The organism is Mesorhizobium sp. 10J20-29 (genome assembly GCF_054130485.1).
Genome location: NZ_CP199156.1, coordinates 3,649,114 through 3,667,433 on the forward strand (window position 1 = coordinate 3,649,114; position 18,320 = coordinate 3,667,433).

The following is an 18,320-nucleotide window of genomic DNA, read 5'->3' on the forward strand; positions in this document are numbered from 1 at the left end:
AGCCAGAAGGCGAACACGTCCCCCGCCAGGCCAACAAGCGCGGCGCAGCCAGGCTGGCGGCCGTGCAGGCGCTCTACCAGATGGACGTGGTCGGCACCGGCGTGCTCGAAATCGCCGCCGAATACGAGGCCTTCAGGCTCGGCAAGGAAGTCGACGGCGCGCAGTACCGCGAGGCCGACGCGCAATGGTTCCGCGCCATCCTGTCGGGTGTGGTCGAGAACCAGAAGACGCTCGACCCCGTCATTCGCGAGTCGCTTGCCGAGGACTGGCCTCTGTCGCGCCTCGATTCGACGTTGCGCGCCATCCTGCGCGCCGGGGTCTACGAACTCACGAAGCGCGCCGATGTGCCGGTGGCCGTGATCGTTTCCGAATATGTCGACATCGCCAAGGCCTTCTATACCGAGGACGAGCCCAAGATCGTCAACGCCGTGCTTGACCGCGTGGCGAGGCGCGTACGGGGCGAAGGGCGCGGCAAGGACGTTCAGTGACCCTCCGCACGCCGGCCGAGAGGGACGCCAGGCGGACCGCGCTGATCCTTGCGTCGGCCCAGGCCATCATCGGCTCGGCAGCACCCATCTCCATCTCGCTCGGCGCGCTTGCCGGGGTCTATCTTCTCGGCACGGACAAGTCGCTGGCGACCGCGCCCGTCACCGGCTTCAACGTCGGCGTTGCCCTGGGCGCGATCCCGGCGGCCGCGCTCATCCGCAGGATCGGCCAGCGCCACGGCTTCCTGTCCGGCGCTCTCGTCACCGCGCTCGGCGGGCTGCTGGCGACGATTGCCCTGTTCCAGGCAAGCTTCTGGCTGTTCGCCGCGGGCCTGCTGGTTATCGGTCTCGGCGGCGCCTTCGTGCAGCAGTTTCGCTTCGCCGCCGCCGACAATGCGCCGTCTGCCTTCAAGGCCAAGGCAATCTCCTTCGTGCTGGCCGGTGGCGTGTTCACCGCCATCATCGGGCCGCAAACGGTCATCTTCACGCGCGAATTGCTGGCCCCGGTGATGTTTGCCGGTTCCTTCGCCGCCATCCTGGTGCTGGCTGCGATCGGCGCCGTGTTCCTGTCGTTGCTGCGGGTGCCCGAAAAGGCGGCAGGCCCCGTCGATCACAGCGAGGCACCGGCACGGCCGCTGATGGAAATCGTCTCGCAACCTCAATTCGCCGTCGGGCTGTTGTGCGCGGTCGGCTCCTACGCGCTGATGAGTTTCGTCATGACCGGCGCGCCGCTTGCCATGGTCGGCTGCGGCTTCTCGCCCGACGAGGCGACCCTCGGCATTTCCTGGCACGTCATGGCGATGTTTGCGCCGAGCTTCTTTACCGGCGCGCTGATCAGCCGCTTCGGCAAGGAGACAATCGTCGCCGCCGGCCTGCTGCTCCTGATCGGCTGTGCCTTCGTCGCGCTGTCGGGCATCGAACTCTGGCAGTTCTGGACGGCCCTGATCCTGCTCGGGCTCGGCTGGAATTTCGGCTTCATCGGGGCCACCTCGATGGTCGCCGGCACCTACCGCGAGTCCGAGAAGGGCAAGGTGCAGGGCCTGCACGATTTCATCCTGTTCGGCTCCGTCGCGGTCGGGTCGCTGGCCTCGGGCATGGTCTACAACAGCGCGGGCTGGGACATGCTGAACTGGGTGATCTTCCCGGTGACCGGCATCTGCCTTGCCGCGCTTGGCCTGCTGGCATTGTGGCGCGCGCGCGGCACCGCCCGGGCCTGAGGGCAATCTTCGGGCGCTGCGCCCACCCGACGAAGCGCCGATCCGGGCCGGGATCATTCAATCGATTTGGCCGAAAACCGGGCAGAACCCTAACAATATCTTGACGTTCGCGAGACTGTTTCGCATAAGCCGCTCCGACAGATCGGAATCCGGCCGCGAGGTCACCGGTCTCCATCCAACGGTCCGGGGAGGGGTTCTTTCGGGCCAAAATTCAGGGAAAATACTGGCATGACCATGCTCTACGTCGTCATCGCCTGCGGCTTGCTTTCAATTGTCTACGCCCTTTGGGCGACGTCGTCGGTACTTGCTGCCGACCAGGGCAATGCGCGCATGCAGGAAATTTCAGCCGCCATCCGCGAAGGGGCGCAGGCCTATCTGTCGCGGCAATACACCACGATCGCAATTGTCGGCGTGGTCGTTCTGCTTCTGGCCTGGTGGCTCCTGTCGATCTCTGCGGCTATCGGCTTCCTGATCGGCGCAGTGCTGTCAGGCGTTGCCGGCTTCATCGGCATGCATGTCTCGGTCCGCGCCAACGTGCGTACCGCGCAGGCGGCTTCCAACAGCCTCGCTGCCGGCCTCGACATCGCTTTCAAATCGGGCGCCATCACGGGCATGCTGGTTGCTGGCCTCGCCCTGCTTGGCGTCGCCGTCTACTACATGATCCTGATCGGTCCGATGGGCCTGGCACCCGATGACCGCACCGTCATCGACGCACTCGTTTCGCTGGGCTTCGGCGCTTCGCTGATCTCGATCTTCGCGCGTCTCGGCGGCGGCATCTTCACCAAGGGCGCAGACGTCGGCGGCGATCTGGTCGGCAAGGTCGAGGCCGGGATCCCGGAAGATGACCCACGCAACCCTGCGACGATCGCCGACAATGTCGGCGACAATGTCGGCGACTGCGCCGGCATGGCAGCCGATCTGTTCGAGACCTACGCGGTGACGGTCGTCGCCACCATGGTTCTCGCGGCCATCTTCTTTGGCGGCACCGCCGTTCTCGACTCCGTCATGCTCTACCCGCTGGCCATCTGCGGCGCCTGCATCCTCACCTCGATCATCGGCACCTTCTTCGTCAAGCTCGGCTCCAACGGCTCGATCATGGGCGCCCTCTACAAGGGCCTGATCGTGACAGGCCTGCTGTCGGTCGTCGGCCTTGGTGGCGCAACCTCGCTGACCATCGGCTGGGGCGAGATCGGCACCGGTGGCGGCGTCGCCGTCACCGGAACGAACCTCTTCATCTGCGGCCTCATCGGCCTGCTCGTGACCGGCCTGATCGTCGTCATCACCGAGTACTACACCGGCACCAACAAGCGTCCGGTCAACTCGATCGCCCAGGCGTCGGTGACCGGCCACGGCACCAACGTCATCCAGGGCCTTGCCGTCTCGCTCGAGTCGACGGCCATGCCCGCCATCGTCATCTGCGGCGGCATCATCTCGACCTACCAGCTCGCTGGCCTGTTCGGCACGGCCATCGCCGTGACGACCATGCTCGGCCTTGCCGGCATGATCGTGGCGCTCGACGCCTTCGGTCCGGTCACCGACAATGCCGGTGGCATTGCCGAAATGGCCGGCCTGCCGAAGGAAGTGCGCCAGTCCACCGACGCGCTCGACGCGGTCGGCAACACCACCAAGGCCGTCACCAAGGGCTACGCCATCGGTTCGGCCGGCCTCGGCGCCCTGGTGCTGTTTGCGGCCTACTCGAACGACCTGAAGTTCTTTGCCGCGAACGGGGACAAATATCCCTACTTCCAGGGCATGGGCGAGGTCTCGTTCGACCTGTCGAACCCGTATGTCGTCGCCGGCCTGATCTTCGGCGGCCTCATTCCCTATCTGTTCGGCGGCATCGCAATGACGGCCGTTGGTCGCGCCGCCGGCTCGATCGTCGAGGAAGTGCGCAAGCAGTTCCGCGAGGACCCGGGCATCATGGCAGGCACGTCCAAGCCCAACTATGCACGGGCCGTCGACATCCTGACCAAGGCGGCGATCAAGGAAATGATCATCCCGTCGCTGCTGCCGGTGCTGGCGCCGCTGTTCGTCTACTTCGGCGTGCTGCTGATCTCCGGCTCCAAGGCTTCGGCCTTCGCGGCGCTCGGCGCCTCGCTGCTTGGCGTCATCGTCAATGGCCTGTTCGTGGCCATCTCGATGACCTCCGGCGGCGGTGCCTGGGACAACGCCAAGAAGTCGTTCGAGGACGGCTTCACCGACAAGGACGGCGTCAAGCACCTGAAGGGCTCCGAGGCGCACAAGGCTTCGGTGACCGGCGACACGGTCGGCGATCCCTACAAGGATACTGCCGGCCCGGCCGTCAACCCGGCCATCAAGATCACCAACATCGTGGCGCTCCTGCTGCTGGCCGTGCTCGCGCACGGTTGAGCCGGGGTTTCATACGACGCAAAGAACCCGCGGGAGCGATCCCGCGGGTTTTTCTTTTCCTGCCCGCCGCCCGTCATCGTCGTGCAGGCGGCCAACGAAAAACCCCGCGCCGTGGCGCGGGGTTTTGCCGTTTCGGATCCCTGATTGGGGCGGCGAACCGCCGGGGCGGCTAGTTGCCGCCGCCGAACACGTTCTTGGCGGTGTTCTGGCCGATATTGCCGATGCCCGAGATCATCTGGCCGAGGAAGTTCTGGTCCTTGCCGCCGGTCGGCGTGGTGCGCGAGATGAAGTCGAACACCTTGCCGTCCTTCAGGCCGTAATTGGCGATGTTCTCGACGCGGCCTTCGCTGTTGAAGTAGACGGCCAGGATGCGCTGGTCGATGACCTTGGCGTTCATGAAGGCGACCGGCCGCCGGCGCGTCTGCGACACGTAATAGAAGACCTCGTTGTCGAAGGTCGCGGTGGTCGACGGGGTGCCGAGCGCCAGCAGAACCTGCTCGCGGCTGGAGCCGATCGGCACGAGGTCGATGGATTCCTGGTCGACCACATAGCCCTGGGTCAGGGTCTCGCCCGGCGTGAGGCCGGAAAAAGTCTTCGAGGTGTTGCAGCCCGACAGCGCAATGGCGGCGACCAGCAGCGACACGGCGCCGGTCGACTGCGGCAAAGACGGGGTCTTGAATTTCAACGCGGCCAACAACAACTCCATCAATTCTGCAGGCGGCTCAAAAACTTGCGCCGGGCGGCAGAACGGGTAAACCAGCTTGCACACCGATGCAACAAGGCCGCAGGGCGAAACTGATCGCCGGGAGACCACGCTACATGTTCCAGCGCCTATTCGGCCGCGACGCAAACCGCGACATAACGGACGCGCTCTACGCGTCAATCGTGGCAGCCGCGCGGCAAGAGCCGCTTTATTCGGCGTGGAACGTGCCCGACACGCCGCTCGGCCGATTCGAGATGCTGTCGCTGCACATGTTCCTGTTCCAGCACCGCATGCGTGGCGAGGAGGGGGCTGCCCGCGAGGTGGCGCAGATGCTGATCGACACGTTCTTTACCGACGTCGACCACTCGCTGCGCGAGCTGGGCATCGGCGATTCCGGCATCCCCAAGCGGATGAAGAAGCTCGCCCGCATGTTCTACGGCCGCACCACCGCCTATGACGACGCCCTGGCGCGCGCCGACCGGGAGGCCATGGCGGCCGCGCTGTCGCGCAACGTGCGCCCTGATGCCGCCGAATGGCCCGAGGCCGGCGAGCTCGCCGCCTATGTCTTCGAGGTGCAGAATTGCCTGCAGGCGGAGCCGACCGGGGAGATCTGTGCCGGAAAGCTCAGCTTTCCAGCCCCCATCCTCAAGCAGGGAGCCGCGTGATGGAGCTGGAAGAGGCGACCAGTCCCGTAGCCTTCAAGGTCAATGTCGCGCGGCTGCCGCAAAAGGGCATGCCGGTGGTGATCGAGGCCGACGCGGCGCAGCGCGAGGCGCTGGCGTTGGAGCATGACCTGCTCGAGGTCGGACGCTACCGGGCCGAACTTCTGGTGACGCCCTGGCGGCGCAATGGCGTCAAGGTCACGGGCAGGGTCAGCGCAGACGTCGTGCAGCAGTGCGTCGTCACGCTGGAGCCGATGAATGCCAAAGTCTCTGCCGAAGTGGAGGGGCTCTACCTGCCGGAGGATTCGAAGCTCGGCAGGCAGGGTTTCGAGGGCGGCGGCGAGATCCTGCTCGACACCGACGGTCCCGACGGCCCGGAGCTCTTTTCCGGCGACACGATCGATCCCGGTGCGCTTGCCGAGGAGTTTTTCGGCCTCGCGCTCGACCCCTATCCGCGCAAGCCCGGTGCTGCTGTCGGCAAGCCCGCCGGCGATTCCGGCAAATCCGAGCCGAACGGGCCATTGCAGGAAAAACTGCGCAAGCTTACGCAGAAAAGCTGAATTCTCTTCCGCCAGTCCGAAATCGCGGTTGTGCGGCGGGCCAAAACCGCTATTTTCCCCCACCAACCTGCCTAGCCGCTTCGCGGCCGACATCGAGACGTTAGCCGAGTGATCAGAATCTCCATTGATGCCATGGGCGGTGACCGCGGACCCTCCGTGATCATACCCGGGCTAATGAAAGTCGTGACGCGCCGCAGCGACGTCCGCTTTCTCATCTATGGCCGCGTCGACGAGGTTCGGCCGATCCTCGAGAACTACCCGAAGGTCGCTGCCGTCAGCGAGCTGATCCATTGCGAGATCTCCGTGCGCATGGACGACAAGCCGAGTCAGGCGCTGCGCCACGGCCGCTGGAAGTCGTCGATGTGGAAGGCCATCGAGGCGGTCAAGGCCGGCCAGGCCGACGCCTGCGTCTCCGCCGGCAATACCGGCGCGCTGATGGCGATGTCGCGCTTCTGCCTGCGCACCATGGCGACCATCGACCGTCCCGCCATCGCCGCGATCTGGCCGACCATGCGCGGCGAAAGCGTCGTGCTCGATGTCGGGGCCACGATCGGTGCGGACGCGCACCAGCTGATCGACTTCGCGATTCTTGGCGCCGCCATGTCGCGCGCGCTGTTCGACATCGACCGGCCGACCGTCGGCCTGCTCAATGTCGGCGTCGAGGAGATCAAGGGCCAGGAAGAGGTCAAGGAAGCCGGGCAGCTGCTGCGCGAGGCCGGGCTGATGTCGATGAGCTATCACGGCTTCGTCGAGGGTGACGATCTCGGCAAGGGCACCGTCGACGTGGTCGTCACCGAAGGATTTTCCGGCAACATCGCGCTGAAGACCGCGGAGGGCACGGCGCGCCAGATCTCGTCCTATCTGCGCGCCGCCATGGGCCGCACGCTGATGGCGCGCATCGGCTATGTCTTCGCCAAGGGCGCCTTCGACCGGCTGCGCGAGAAGATGGACGTGCGCAAGGCCAATGGCGGTGTCTTCCTCGGCCTCAACGGCATCGTCGTGAAGAGCCATGGCGGCACCGACGACGAGGGCTTCGCGGCGGCGGTGGAACTCGCCTACGACATGATCCGGAACAGCCTGCTGGACCGCATCGAGGCAGACCTCGATCTTTTCCACGCGCGCCACCCGCGCAAACTGGTGGCTGGCGCCGCGGCAGAAGACGACGACAAGGAATAGCGTTTTGATCAGATCAGTCGTCCGCGGCATCGGCTCTGCATTGCCCCGCCGCATCATGAAGAATACCGACTTCGAGGGCATGGTGGAGACCTCGGACGAGTGGATCGTCCAGCGCACCGGCATCAGGCAGCGCCATATCGCGGCCGACGACGAGACGACCGCCTCGCTGGGAGAGGCCGCGGCGCGCGCCGCGCTCGACGCCGCCGGACTGACGCCCGACGACATCGACCTGATCGTGCTGGCCACCTCGACGCCCGACAACACCTTTCCGGCCACCGCCGTCAACATCCAGAACCGGCTTGGCATGCGGCACGGCTTCGCCTTCGACCTGCAGGCAGTCTGCTCGGGCTTCGTCTACGCGCTGACCACCGCCGATCTCTACATCAAGGGCGGGCGGGCCAAGCGCGTGCTGGTGATCGGCGCCGAGACCTTCTCGCGCATTCTCGACTGGAGCGACCGCGGTACCTGCGTGCTGTTCGGCGACGGCGCCGGTGCGCTGGTGCTGGAAGCCGAGGAAAATGCCGGCACGCTCGCCGACCGCGGCATCATCGCGGCCAGCCTGCGCTCGGACGGCGTGCACAAGGAGAAGCTCTTTGTCGACGGCGGCCCTTCGACCACCGGCACGGTCGGTCATCTCAGGATGGAAGGCCGCGAAGTGTTCAAGCATGCCGTCGGCATGATCACCGACGTCATCGAGGAGACCTTCGCGCAGGCCGGCATCACCGCCGACGACATCGACTGGTTCGTCCCGCACCAGGCCAACAAGCGCATCATCGACGCCTCGGCGAAAAAGCTCGGCATCGCCGAGGAGAAAGTGGTGACCACGGTGCAGCTGCACGGCAACACCTCGGCGGCCTCCGTGCCGCTGGCGCTGTCGGTCGCGGTTGCCGACGGTCGCATCGCCAAGGGCGACCTCGTGCTGCTCGAGGCGATGGGCGGCGGCTTCACCTGGGGCGCGGTGCTGCTGCGCTGGTAAAGCGTCACGTGACGGCAGCTATGGCGTCCTGAAAAAGCCTTTTGACATCAAACAGAAGCGCTCCCCGTTCGGTCCTTGACCTGTTGCAGGCAATTCCCTAACTTCGGGGTACTTCTAGTATCGTTTAATTGTATATTTGAGGGTGGTTGGACGATCGTATGGGGGGAAAGACACTTACTCGCGCCGACCTCGCCGAAGCAGTCTACCGCAAGGTAGGCCTGTCACGCACCGAGTCCGCCGCCCTGGTGGAGTCCGTGCTCGACGAGATTTGCGAGGCCATCGTGCGCGGCGAGACAGTGAAGCTCTCGTCCTTCGCGACCTTCCATGTCCGCTCCAAGAACGAGCGCATCGGCCGCAATCCCAAGACCGGGGAAGAAGTGCCGATCCTGCCCCGCCGGGTGATGACCTTCAAGGCGTCGAACGTGCTGAAGAACCGCATCCTGCGCACGCACCAGAACAGCAAGGCCAAGGCCGCGAAGTAGCCCGGTTTGCCGGCAAGCGCGGCACCGATCCGGTGCATAACCTGCCGGGCTTTGCAGCGTATCTTGAATATTGGTCGGCAAACCGCTGGAATATGGAGCGATTCGTTCTTCGTTGCTGAGAGCTGAGCCATGGACAAGAGCCCTGACGCCTTCCGGACGATAAGCGAAGTGGCCGAGGATCTCGACCTGCCGCAGCACGTGCTGCGGTTCTGGGAGACCCGCTTTACCCAGATCAAGCCGATGAAACGCGGCGGCGGACGCCGCTACTACCGGCCGCAGGACGTCGAGCTGATCAAGGGCATCCGCCACATGCTCTACGACCAGGGCTACACCATAAAGGGCGTGCAGAAGCTGCTGCGCGAGAACGGCAACCAGTTCCTGATTGCCATCGGCAGCGGCGACCGGCAGGCCGTCGAGGCGATCGCCCAGCGCAAGCAATCCGAGGCAGCGCAACTGGCCGCCGCCACCCAGCCGCGGCCGGACGACGAGATGCTGGTAGGCGAGGCCAAGGCCAAGCCGTCGCGCCGCTTCTTCGGGCTCGGCAAGGGCGAGGAGGACGGGCCCGTGCAGCCCGGCGACGGCAAGCTAACCCGCGACAACCGTGCGCTACTGCAGGAGGCGCTGTTCGATCTCCTCGAGTGCAAGCGCCTGCTCGACCAGGTCCGCTGACCAAGGCGCTCCACCGGGACCTGCCCGGCAGAGCTAGCCGCCGCTTCCCTGAATTGCCAGTCTGGGCACCGCCGCGACCAGCGCACGGCCCGTCTCCGATTGCGGATTGCTGACGACATCGGGCGTCGCACCGGCCTCGACGATCCTGCCCGCGTCCATGATGGCGATCGTGTGGGCGATCGCTCGCACCACGGCGAGGTCGTGCGAGACGAAGACATAGGCAATGCCTTCCTCGCGCTGCAGCGAGACGAGAAGTTCCAGAATCCTGCCACGCACCGAAACGTCGAGCGCCGACACGGCCTCGTCGAGCACGATCAGTTCGGGCCTCGTGGCAAGCGCGCGCGCAATGGCCACGCGCTGCCGCTGGCCGCCCGAGATCTCGTGGATGGCGCGGGCCGCGAGGGCAGGGTCGAGACCGACCCGTTCCAGCAGGCCGGCAATGACCGCGGGGCGCTCCCGCCGGCCGGCAAGCGCGTGGATGCGCAGCGGGTCGGAGAGGGCGCTCGCCACCGTGGCCCGCGGGTTGAAGGCGCCGAGCGGATCCTGGAACACCATCTGGATGCGCCGCCGCATGGTTCGCAAGGCCTCGCCTTTGAGCGCCAAGAGGTCTTCGCCGCCGAATTCGATGCTGCCGGAATCGGGTTCGATGAGCCGGAGCAGGACGCGCGCCAGCGTGGACTTGCCGCTGCCGGACGGTCCGACGAGGCCGATCGTCTCGCCGCGTGCGACGCTGATCGAGGCGCCGTCGAGCGCGGCGACGCGCCGGCCCCTGGTCGAATAGACCTTGCTGACGCCCGACACGGAAAGCAGCGGCGCGTTCATGGCGCCGTACCGGCGATCAGCGGCGGCGTGGTGAGGTCGATATGGCTGGCGATCAGGCGGCGCGTGTAGTCCTCGACGGGCTGTGCCAGCACCCCGGCAGTGGGCCCGCTCTCGACCAGCCGCGCCTCGCTGAAGACGGCGAGCCGGTCGGCAAAGCCCGAGGCGAGCGCAATGTCGTGGGTGATGAAGATCAGCGTCATGCCGTCCTCGCGGACCAGCCCGTCGAGCAGCGCGACGATCTCGGCCTGCACCACCATGTCGAGCGCGCTGGTCGGCTCGTCGGCGATCAGGAGGCGCGGCCCGGCCGCGATTGCCGAGGCGATGACGACGCGCTGGCGCTGCCCGCCCGAAAGCTGGTGCGGGTAGGCGGCCAATGCGGCGTGCGGCTGCGGAATGCGCACGCGTACGAGGAGGTCGTGCGCCTTCTGCCATGCGTCGCGCCAGCCGAGGCCGAGATGCCGCCGCGCCACCTCGGCGATCTGTTCGCCGATGCTGAGTACCGGGTTGAGGCTGGCGCCCGGATCCTGGAACACGAAGCCGATATCGCGCCCGGCGCGGGGCGGAGCGGAAAAACCCGGCCATGCGATCTCGCCGGTCTGCCGCGCCGTGTCGGGCAGCAGGCCGGCAAGCGCCAACGCCAGCGTGCTCTTGCCCGAGCCGCTCTCGCCGATGATGGCCAATCGCTCGCCCGAGAGGATGTCGAGGTCGACGGCTTCAAGGGCCGCCCGCGCTGCGCCGTCGGCGCGGTAGCTGACGGACAGCTGTTTCAGGCTGGCGAGCGGGGTGCTCATGCGCGGCTCCGCCGGCGGGCGAGCGCCTCGGCGAGCCCCTCCGAGAACAGGTAGACTCCAAGCACGGTGAGCATCAGCGCGATGCCGGGCACGATCGACAGGAAGGGTGCGGAGCGCAGCACATTGCGCCCCTCGGCGATCATCGAGCCCCAGGTCACGACATTCGGGTCGCCAAGCCCGAGAAAGGACAGCGCCGCCTCGGTGAGCACGGCCTGTGCGACGATCACCGAGCTCAGCGCCAGCACCGGGGGCAGGGCGTTGGGCAGCACTTCGCGGATGGCGATCTCGAGCGGCCGCATGCCGAGCACGCGGGCGGCGGCGACATAGTCGTGTTCGCGGATCGACAGCACCTCGGCGCGCGCCAGCCGCGCCGGCCCGGTCCAGGCGCCGAGCGCGATGGCGACGATGACCACCGTCAGCGACCCCCCAGTGACGCTGACGAAGGCGAGCGCCAGCAGGAAGCTCGGCACGATCTGGAAGGCGTCGACGACCCGCATCAGCGCCTCGTCGACGATGCCGCCGGCGAAACCGGCGAGCGTGCCGACCAGCGAGCCGGCGATCATCGCCATGGCGGCCGCCGCGATGCCGACCGCCAGCGACGTGCCGGCGCCATGCATCAGCGCAGCCAGCACGTCGCGCCCGAGCCGGTCCGTGCCGAGCGGCAGGCCGGGATCGGTGAAGGGCGGCACCAGGGCCGGGCCGACGATGGAAAGCGGGTCGCCGGGGAAAGCTAGCGGCGCCAGCAGCGCCGTCAGGACCAGCAGGATGAGGATGGCGACGCCCGCAACACCTTCCGGCGAACGCAACAACCGTTTGAAGACGCTCATGAAGATGCCTCTGCGGCGCCGACGCGCGGATCGAGCAGGGCGTAGGCGATGTCGACCAGCAGATTGACCAGGATGACCAGCACCGCGCTGACGACGATGATGCCGATCAGCAAGGGCGCGTCGCGCCCGGCCACCGCCTCCTGCGCCAGCCGCCCGAAGCCCGGAATGGCAAACACGCTCTCGATGACGACGCTGCCGCCGAGCATCGAGGCGGCCTGCAGGCCGAGCATGGTGACGAGCGGCAAGAGCGCATTGCGCGCGACGTGCCGCACGACGATGCGTGGTCGCGACAGTCCCTTGGCGCGCGCGGCGAGCGCGAAATCCTGCCGCCATGCCTCGGCCATGCCCGAGCGCATCATGCGCAGGAAGAGCGCGAGATAAATGAAGCCGAGCGCCGAGACCGGCAGCACCAGGTGGCGCGCTATGTCGAGCGCCCGCTCGAGCCCCTCCTTGCCCGACGCGATGGTCTCGATGCCGGCGGTCGGAAACCAGCGCAGCTGAACGGAGAACACGACGCTGAGCACCAGGCCGAGCCAGAAGCTCGGCACCGCGTAAAGCGCCAGCGAGCCGATCGACAGCACGCGGTCGGTGGCGCTGCCCGGCCGCGCGCCGGCAACCGTTCCGAGGATCGAGCCGAAGCTGAACGACAGCGCGAGCGCGCTGCCCATCAGCCACAGCGTGTTGGGCAGCCGCTCGAGGATGATGTCGGCGATCGGCCGGCCGAAGGTGACGGACCAGCCGAGGTCGAGCCTCGCCAGCGCCGTCACGTAGAGCCAGAGGCGGGCGAGTGCGGACTGGTCGAGCCCGTAGCTTGCCCGCAGCGACTCCATGAGCGCAGCGTCGCCGCCGCCGATCGACAGCAGATAGGCATCGACGGCGTCGCCGGGCGCCAGCTCGAGCAGGAAAAATGTGCCGACGACGACGATCAGCAGCACGGGGATGCTGCTGATCGCCCTGCGGCGAAGCAGAAGGAAGGCACGTTTCACGCCGGTAGCAGCCTCGCTATGGGTCCAGCCCGGCCTATCACGATTCCAGTTCTGTATCGGCCCAGTTCGAGACCGCCCAGCGCGGATTGTTGGAGACGTTCTTCACGCTGGTCCTGGCAACGGTGATGAATCCCCATTCGGCGACGTTGATGAGCGGCAGTTTCCCGGCCACCTGCTTCTGGAAATCCTTGTAGAGCTCGGTGCGGGCCGCGACGTCGACGGTCTCGTTGGCCTTGTCGATCAGCGCGTCGAGCGCGGCGTCGGCAAAGCCGCCCTGGTTGGAGAAGAAGACGCCGTCCGGCGTGCCGCTCCTGACCAGAATGGTGGTCGAGATCGCCGGGTCGCCACGAAACACCGGCGAGCCGACCGAGATGTCGAAATCGTGGTCGGTGTAGACGGCCTTGAGGTGGGCGCCGGCATCGTTGTTGGCGATTTCGGCATTGATGCCGATGGCCGCCAGGGCCTGGCGCAGATAGTCGCCGAACTGCCGCGTTTCGCTGAAGAAGGGTGCGGGCAGCAGCTTCAGCGTGAAGCGAACCCCGTTGGCATCCCTGGCGTAGCCGGCCTCGTCGAGCAGGGCGTTGGCCTTGTCGACATCGAACGGGTATTGCTCGGTATCGGCCGTGTAGAACTCCTTGGCGTCCTGCGGCACGATGCCGGTCGCAGCCTTGGCGTAGCCGAGGAAGATTGTCTTGACGACAAAATCCTTGTCGATGGCATGGGCCATGGCCTGGCGGACCTTGAGGTCGGCGAGTTCCTTGCGGCGATGGTTGATCTCGACCACCAGCTGGTAGGTCAGCGCCTCGTAGCCTTCCGAATAGACCTTGATGCCGTCGACCTTGGAGATGCGTTCGAGGTCGGTGAGCGGCACCTGGCTGAAAGCGGCGAGCTGGATCTCGTCGGCCTCGAGCGCGCCGGCCGCGGCGGCGCGGTCGGGCAGGATGCGGAACACGATCTCGGCGAGTTTCGGTTCGCCTTCACCCCAGTATGCGTCGTTGCGCTTCAGCAGGTAGTATTCGCCGGGCTTGTATTCGGCGAACTTGAAGGGGCCGGTGCCGATCGGCTGGCTGTTGGCCGGGTCGGCGGCAATGTCGGCGCTGCCCTCGTAGATGTGCTTGGCGACGACGCTGGTGACCACCGGCAGGGCATTGCGGATCAGCTGGAACGGCGTCGGCTTGGAGAACTTGAAGACGGCGGTGTGGTCGTCCGGCGTCTCGACGCTTTCGAGGTTTGCGAAGACGAGGCGGCCGAGATTCTGCAGCGGCTTCCAGACATTCATGGCCGAGAAGGCGACGTCGGCCGAGGTGAAGGGCTTGCCGTCGTGCCAGGTCACGCCCTCGCGCAGCTTGAAGGTGACGGAAAGCCCGTCGTCGGAGCCTTCCCACGCGGTTGCCAGGCGCGGCGACAGGCCGTCGGCACCGTCGAAGGAGGCTTCCGCCAGCGGCTCGATGACCTTGCTGGTGATGAAGAACACGCCGTTGGAGGCAGCTATTGCAGGGTTGAGCTGCTTTGGCTCGGAATCGGCGGCGACGACAAGGCGTCCGCCCTCCTGCGCGACGGCGCCGGACGGCATGGCCGTCGAGGCCAGCAGCAGGGCGGAAGTCTGGAGCAGCGTGCGGCGGGACAACAGGATGTTGGGCATGGGTTACTCCAAGTTACGGCGCTCGGGAACAGCGCGTTGACGACCAGGATTCAGTGTATGACGCTGGGGCAGATTAGCCACAGAAATTCTGCAATGCACCACGGCGCGGCACAGAAAGATGACTTTTATGCAACGCCCCCTCCGGGCCGCCTTTTCGGCTGCCGAGAGCCGCCCGATCCGGTCGTTCGCACCACCATGGCTGCTGGCCATGTCGAAAAATGCCTTTCGGCACGGGAAAAATCGCGCCATTCTGCGCGGCATTCGCCCCGGCCCGTGCGAGCGGTCCCCGTAAATGGTGCATGGAGACTTGGGATGACCGCCAAAGCCACGATATTCGTTCAGGACTGGGTGCAGGAAAACCTTGGCCAGAGACCATCGAGCGAGGAGTTCGAGAGCATTCCCGCGCTCGTCAGGCGCTGCCTGCACGAAGCCGCGTCCGAAGGCATCTCCGAGGACGAGATCGAGGACGAGATCGGCGACCTGACCGCCTTCATGAAGGAGGCGATCGCCAGCGCCACGCAGGGCGAGACGAGCGACACCGAAGACGACAACGTGGAATAGCGCGGCGCGGCGCGCGCGGACGGCAAATGCCCGGCGGGCGCGCCTGCGCGCCTCAGGCAAGCTCCCGGTCGATCACCTCGCGCAGATAGGCGATCGCCGCCTCGCGCGTCAGATGCCGCTGCGCGAAGGCCTGCGCATTGGCGGCGATCTCGCGACATTCCTCGGGATGGCCCTCAGCCCATTCGAGCTGTGCCGACAGGTCCGACAGGTCGCGCCTGACCGGGATGAAGTGCACGAAGGGCTCGAGCCAGTCGTGGAAGAACTCGCGCCAGGGCCGCTCCTGGATGAACACGGGCCGGCCCGAGAACAGCAGGATCTTCAGCCGCGCCGAATAGCCGTAGCCCTCGACGTCGATGAGATACTTGTGGCGGCAATGGTCGGGCAGGCTGACATAGTTGGCGCCCCTGGTGCCCATCAGCGTGCCCGCAGTATGGTTTTCCGGCCGGTCTGCCTTGACCCAGGTGATGCCGGTCGCCAGCATGCGCGGATCGTCGGCGGCGATGTCGACCAGTTGCTGGCGGTTCTCATGCATCTTCGGATTGCCGATCCAGAACAGCCTGTCGTCCTGCGGCGGCGCCTTGCCCGCCTCGACCATCGCCGCGGTCAGCGAAGGGTAGTCGTCTATCCCGACATCGGGCCAGTCCCAGAAGGTGAAGTCGGGTATGGCGATGCGGTTGCGCATGTCCGGGCTCGGCGCGTAGCACATCATCGGCTCGCTATCCTCGGGCGGCCGGTCGTCGGTGCAGATGATCAGGCGCTTGTCCTGCCGCAGCTTGTACTTGGTCGTCTTCACCGCCTCGAGCAGCATGTGCGCCGTCGCCTCGTTGCGGTTCTGGTGCACGTCGGAGAGGTAGAGGTTCACCGCGCTTCCACGGCTGATGAAGAACTCGATGTAGGCGTGCTTGCGGCGCTGAGGCAGGCCGACGAGGCGACGGATGCGGTTCTCCAGGCGGCGCCGCGGCACCGCGACGAGGCGTGAAAGGCTCAAGGAATGGCTCCCCCGTGAAACAACCGGCCCGTTCCCGGAAGCGACAGGCGGCCGGCGGCAAGAACGAGACGGCCTTATGACACAGCTTTGCCGGGAACCGGAAATCAGCCCGTCTGCCGGATGGCGACGGACGTGGAATCCTCCGCGCAATCCGCTATCATTCCGGCGGGGGGAAGTGATAGATTGCGGCCGACTGGACCACTTCGCCGGTTGCGCGATCAGATCTCGAGGAGACACCATGCGTACCTTCATCGCCGTTGCAACAGCCGCCGCCTGCCTGACGGCCGTGCCCGCCCTGGCTGACAACGTCACCGGCGAGATCCTCGCCTACGACCGTCTGGCCAATGTCATCGTGCTGACCGACAATTCGGTCTGGGAGATCGTGCCCAAGGACCTTCCGCTGCCGGCCGACCTGAAGCAGGGCGACAGGGTGACCATCGACTTCGTGACCAATGGCGACAGCGGCGTCGGCAAGATCAACTCGATCAGCCGCGTCGGCGGCTGACGCGGGGGCGGGGCTCCGACGCACCCAGGACCGACTAGCGGCGCCAGGGGCCTGGTGCGCGTACGCCGCCGGCAACGGCGGCGGCGGGATTGGCGCGCCAGGGACTGTCCTATGCCGTCGCCAGCGTGCACAATGAAGCCATGACCGATACGCAGCAGCCCGCCTACCTGACCACCAAGGAACTTGCAGAACTGCTGCGCATCAAGGAGCGCAAGGTCTATGACCTCGCGGCGGCGGGCGAGGTGCCCTGCGTGCGCGTGGTCGGCAAGCTGCTGTTTCCGCGCAGCGACGTCGAGGCGTGGATCGCCGCCTCGCGCTCGGGCCCGAGCGTCGGTGCCGCGCCGCTGCCGCTGCTTCTGGCCGGCAGCCACGACCCGCTGCTCGAATGGGCGCTGCGTGAATCGGGCAGCGGCATTCCCGCCTTCTTCGACGGCAGCCTAGACGGGTTGGCGCGGCTCCAGCGCCGCGATGCGATGGCCTGCGGCATGCATGTGCGCGAAGCGGACGGCGGCTGGAACGTCGAGACGGTGCGCCAGGCGATGCCCGACCGGCCGGTCGTCGTCATGGAGTTCGCGCAGCGCCAGCGCGGGCTGATCGTGGCGGCCGGCAATCCGCACGGCGTCGCAGGCATCGGCGACGTCGCGCCGCTGCGCTGTGCCCGCCGCCAGAGTGGGGCCGGCAGCCAGAGGCTGTTCGAGGAACTGGTGCGCGAGGAGGGCCTCGACCCGGCAGCGCTTGCCGGGCCGGTCGTGCCGGCGCGCACGGAGAACGACGTGGCACTGATCGTGCTCGACGGCTCGGCCGACGTTGCCTTCGGGCTCGCCGCCGTCGCCGCCCAGATGCGCCTCGGCTTCGTGCCGCTGGTCGAGGAGCGTTTCGACCTTGTGCTATGGCGCCAGGCCTATTTCGAAAAGCCGTTCCAGGCCTTCTTGCGCTTTGCCGCCTCCGACGCCTTCAGGCAGCGGGCGGCTGCGATGCCGGGCTACGCCGTTGGCGGGTTCGGAACCATCCACCACAACGGACCCGGCATCTGACGCAGCCTCAGCTCTGCGGCCGCGTCGAGTTGGAAAAGAACAGCTGCTGGCCGTCGATCTTGTAGGCGGCGATTGCGTCCTGCCCCTCCTTGCCGGTCAGCCAGTCGATGAAGGCCTGGCCGTCCTCGGCCTTCACGTTGGGGTGCTTCTCGGGGTTCACCAGCATCACGCCGTACTGGTTGAACAGCTGCTTGTCGCCCTCGACCGCGATCGTGTAATCGCCCTTGTTGCCGAACGAGATCCAGGTCGCGCGATCGGTCAGGACATAGGCGCCCATGCCGGTTCCGGTGTTGAGGGTCGCGCCCATGCCCGAGCCGGTTTCGCGGTACCAGTCGCCGGAGGCGGCGGCCACGTCAACGCCGGCCGCCTTCCAGAGCTTCAGCTCGGCCTTGTGGGTCCCGGAATCGTCGCCGCGCGACGCGAAGGGGGCCTTGCTCTCGGCGATCCTGGCGAGCGATGCCACGACGTCGTTCGAGCCCGCAACGCCCGCCGGATCGGCTGGCGGCCCGACGACGACGAAGTCGTTGTACATCACGTCGAAGCGCTCGACGCCGCCGCCCTCGGCGATGAACTTTTCCTCGGCAGCCTTGGCGTGCACCAGCAGAACGTCGCCGTCGCCGTTCTCGGCATTCTTGATCGCCTGCCCGGTGCCGACCGCGACGACCCGGACCTCGATGCCGGTCTTCCTGGTGAACTCGGGCAGCAGCACGTCGAAAAGGCCGGAATTCTGCGTCGAGGTCGTCGACTGCACGACGATGAACCTGTCTGCCGCGACAGCAGCCGGCAGGCCGATGCCGAGGCCGACCAGCAGGCCGGCCGCGCGAAGCAGGAATGTGCGTTTGTTCATGGTGTCCTCACCCTTGT

General features: G+C 66.6%; 20 protein-coding genes. 12 read left to right on the forward strand and 8 right to left on the reverse strand.

All coding sequences use genetic code 11. The annotated features are described in order from the left end of the window. The first annotated feature begins 80 nt into the window (after window positions 1-80). The 3 genes from nusB to ACT2BZ_RS17365 all read left to right on the forward strand — a co-directional run bounded on the left by nusB (window position 81) and on the right by ACT2BZ_RS17365 (window position 4,072). Window positions 81-488 (forward strand): transcription antitermination factor NusB, encoded by a 408-nt coding sequence (nusB, locus tag ACT2BZ_RS17355; protein ID WP_457941369.1) that lies wholly within the window; start codon window positions 81-83, stop codon window positions 486-488. Next, window positions 485-1,702, forward strand: a complete 1,218-nt coding sequence (locus tag ACT2BZ_RS17360; RefSeq protein WP_457936369.1) for an MFS transporter — start codon at window positions 485-487, stop codon at window positions 1,700-1,702. Before nusB ends, ACT2BZ_RS17360 begins: the two co-directional genes overlap by 4 nt. A 228-nt stretch (window positions 1,703-1,930) precedes the next feature. After that, window positions 1,931-4,072 carry a sodium-translocating pyrophosphatase gene (locus tag ACT2BZ_RS17365; RefSeq protein WP_457936370.1) on the forward strand — a complete coding sequence of 714 codons (2,142 nt, stop codon included), beginning with the start codon at window positions 1,931-1,933 and terminating at the stop codon, window positions 4,070-4,072. A 169-nt stretch (window positions 4,073-4,241) separates the two neighbouring features. On the opposite strand, the gene ACT2BZ_RS17370 is transcribed toward ACT2BZ_RS17365, so the two are convergent. Continuing rightward, window positions 4,242-4,766, reverse strand: coding sequence for an outer membrane protein assembly factor BamE (locus ACT2BZ_RS17370; RefSeq protein ID WP_457936372.1), 525 nt, complete (start codon window positions 4,764-4,766; stop codon window positions 4,242-4,244). A gap of 125 nt (window positions 4,767-4,891) precedes the next feature. Between ACT2BZ_RS17370 and ACT2BZ_RS17375 the strand changes: the two genes are divergently transcribed. From ACT2BZ_RS17375 to ACT2BZ_RS17400, 6 genes are all read left to right on the forward strand, one after another. After that, a complete protein-coding gene (locus ACT2BZ_RS17375) occupies window positions 4,892-5,440 on the forward strand; it encodes a ubiquinol-cytochrome C chaperone family protein (protein ID WP_457936373.1) in 549 nt (182 codons plus the stop codon). Next, window positions 5,440-5,997 carry a YceD family protein gene (locus ACT2BZ_RS17380; protein ID WP_457936375.1) on the forward strand — a complete coding sequence of 186 codons (558 nt, stop codon included), beginning with the start codon at window positions 5,440-5,442 and terminating at the stop codon, window positions 5,995-5,997. The genes ACT2BZ_RS17375 and ACT2BZ_RS17380 overlap by 1 nt, the downstream gene beginning before the upstream one ends. Before the next feature lie 108 nt (window positions 5,998-6,105). Next, a complete protein-coding gene (plsX, locus tag ACT2BZ_RS17385; RefSeq protein WP_457936377.1) occupies window positions 6,106-7,173 on the forward strand; it encodes a phosphate acyltransferase PlsX in 1,068 nt (355 codons plus the stop codon). 4 nt (window positions 7,174-7,177) lie between these two features. Next, window positions 7,178-8,149, forward strand: a complete 972-nt coding sequence (locus ACT2BZ_RS17390) for a beta-ketoacyl-ACP synthase III (RefSeq protein ID WP_457936379.1) — start codon at window positions 7,178-7,180, stop codon at window positions 8,147-8,149. A gap of 158 nt (window positions 8,150-8,307) precedes the next feature. Continuing rightward, window positions 8,308-8,631 carry an integration host factor subunit alpha gene (locus ACT2BZ_RS17395; protein ID WP_457936381.1) on the forward strand — a complete coding sequence of 108 codons (324 nt, stop codon included), beginning with the start codon at window positions 8,308-8,310 and terminating at the stop codon, window positions 8,629-8,631. Between the two features lie 129 nt (window positions 8,632-8,760). Then, entirely contained in the window at window positions 8,761-9,300 is a 540-nt protein-coding gene (locus ACT2BZ_RS17400) for a MerR family transcriptional regulator (RefSeq protein ID WP_457936383.1), read from the forward strand. Between the two features lie 33 nt (window positions 9,301-9,333). On the opposite strand, the gene ACT2BZ_RS17405 is transcribed toward ACT2BZ_RS17400, so the two are convergent. From ACT2BZ_RS17405 to ACT2BZ_RS17425, 5 genes are read right to left on the reverse strand one after another with little or no spacing between them, the layout of a single operon-like run. Beyond that, on the reverse strand, window positions 9,334-10,122 hold the full coding sequence (locus tag ACT2BZ_RS17405; protein WP_457936385.1) for an ATP-binding cassette domain-containing protein: 789 nt from the start codon (window positions 10,120-10,122) through the stop codon (window positions 9,334-9,336). Beyond that, the gene (locus tag ACT2BZ_RS17410; RefSeq protein ID WP_457936387.1) at window positions 10,119-10,913 is read right to left on the reverse strand and encodes an ATP-binding cassette domain-containing protein; all 795 of its coding nucleotides are present in this window, start codon (window positions 10,911-10,913) and stop codon (window positions 10,119-10,121) included. Before ACT2BZ_RS17410 ends, ACT2BZ_RS17405 begins: the two co-directional genes overlap by 4 nt. Then, window positions 10,910-11,740 (reverse strand): ABC transporter permease, encoded by an 831-nt coding sequence (locus tag ACT2BZ_RS17415; protein ID WP_457936389.1) that lies wholly within the window; start codon window positions 11,738-11,740, stop codon window positions 10,910-10,912. Before ACT2BZ_RS17415 ends, ACT2BZ_RS17410 begins: the two co-directional genes overlap by 4 nt. Next, entirely contained in the window at window positions 11,737-12,726 is a 990-nt protein-coding gene (locus ACT2BZ_RS17420) for an ABC transporter permease (RefSeq protein ID WP_457936391.1), read from the reverse strand. Before ACT2BZ_RS17420 ends, ACT2BZ_RS17415 begins: the two co-directional genes overlap by 4 nt. Before the next feature lie 37 nt (window positions 12,727-12,763). Continuing rightward, the gene (locus ACT2BZ_RS17425; protein ID WP_457936393.1) at window positions 12,764-14,368 is read right to left on the reverse strand and encodes an ABC transporter substrate-binding protein; all 1,605 of its coding nucleotides are present in this window, start codon (window positions 14,366-14,368) and stop codon (window positions 12,764-12,766) included. 312 nt (window positions 14,369-14,680) lie between these two features. Between ACT2BZ_RS17425 and ACT2BZ_RS17430 the strand changes: the two genes are divergently transcribed. Then, window positions 14,681-14,929: a hypothetical protein gene (locus tag ACT2BZ_RS17430; RefSeq protein WP_457936395.1), complete on the forward strand. Its 249-nt coding sequence runs from the start codon at window positions 14,681-14,683 to the stop codon at window positions 14,927-14,929. 52 nt (window positions 14,930-14,981) lie between these two features. Here the strand turns inward: ACT2BZ_RS17430 and ACT2BZ_RS17435 are convergent, their stop codons facing one another. Continuing rightward, window positions 14,982-15,917, reverse strand: coding sequence for a glycosyl transferase family 90 (locus ACT2BZ_RS17435; protein WP_457936397.1), 936 nt, complete (start codon window positions 15,915-15,917; stop codon window positions 14,982-14,984). Between the two features lie 238 nt (window positions 15,918-16,155). Between ACT2BZ_RS17435 and ACT2BZ_RS17440 the strand changes: the two genes are divergently transcribed. Beyond that, complete coding sequence (locus ACT2BZ_RS17440) at window positions 16,156-16,422, forward strand: hypothetical protein (RefSeq protein ID WP_457936398.1); 267 nt, start codon at window positions 16,156-16,158, stop codon at window positions 16,420-16,422. A gap of 89 nt (window positions 16,423-16,511) precedes the next feature. After that, on the forward strand, window positions 16,512-17,456 hold the full coding sequence (locus ACT2BZ_RS17445; protein WP_457936399.1) for a substrate-binding domain-containing protein: 945 nt from the start codon (window positions 16,512-16,514) through the stop codon (window positions 17,454-17,456). Window positions 17,457-17,463: 7 nt separating this feature from the next. Here ACT2BZ_RS17445 and ACT2BZ_RS17450 read toward each other — a convergent pair whose 3' ends face one another. Next, window positions 17,464-18,303: a substrate-binding domain-containing protein gene (locus ACT2BZ_RS17450; protein ID WP_457936400.1), complete on the reverse strand. Its 840-nt coding sequence runs from the start codon at window positions 18,301-18,303 to the stop codon at window positions 17,464-17,466. Between the last annotated feature and the right edge of the window lie 17 nt (window positions 18,304-18,320).

Coding starts and splice junctions, on each gene's coding strand:
- ACT2BZ_RS17410 (WP_457936387.1), bottom strand. CDS start 10,913: ATGAGCACCCCGCTCGCCAGCCTGAAACAGCTGTCCGTCAGCTACCGC.
- ACT2BZ_RS17375 (WP_457936373.1), top strand. CDS start 4,892: ATGTTCCAGCGCCTATTCGGCCGCGACGCAAACCGCGACATAACGGAC.
- ACT2BZ_RS17395 (WP_457936381.1), top strand. CDS start 8,308: ATGGGGGGAAAGACACTTACTCGCGCCGACCTCGCCGAAGCAGTCTAC.
- ACT2BZ_RS17450 (WP_457936400.1), bottom strand. CDS start 18,303: ATGAACAAACGCACATTCCTGCTTCGCGCGGCCGGCCTGCTGGTCGGC.
- ACT2BZ_RS17430 (WP_457936395.1), top strand. CDS start 14,681: ATGACCGCCAAAGCCACGATATTCGTTCAGGACTGGGTGCAGGAAAAC.
- ACT2BZ_RS17380 (WP_457936375.1), top strand. CDS start 5,440: ATGGAGCTGGAAGAGGCGACCAGTCCCGTAGCCTTCAAGGTCAATGTC.
- ACT2BZ_RS17400 (WP_457936383.1), top strand. CDS start 8,761: ATGGACAAGAGCCCTGACGCCTTCCGGACGATAAGCGAAGTGGCCGAG.
- ACT2BZ_RS17405 (WP_457936385.1), bottom strand. CDS start 10,122: ATGAACGCGCCGCTGCTTTCCGTGTCGGGCGTCAGCAAGGTCTATTCG.
- ACT2BZ_RS17415 (WP_457936389.1), bottom strand. CDS start 11,740: ATGAGCGTCTTCAAACGGTTGTTGCGTTCGCCGGAAGGTGTTGCGGGC.
- nusB (WP_457941369.1), top strand. CDS start 81: ATGGACGTGGTCGGCACCGGCGTGCTCGAAATCGCCGCCGAATACGAG.
- ACT2BZ_RS17365 (WP_457936370.1), top strand. CDS start 1,931: ATGACCATGCTCTACGTCGTCATCGCCTGCGGCTTGCTTTCAATTGTC.
- ACT2BZ_RS17425 (WP_457936393.1), bottom strand. CDS start 14,368: ATGCCCAACATCCTGTTGTCCCGCCGCACGCTGCTCCAGACTTCCGCC.
- ACT2BZ_RS17440 (WP_457936398.1), top strand. CDS start 16,156: ATGCGTACCTTCATCGCCGTTGCAACAGCCGCCGCCTGCCTGACGGCC.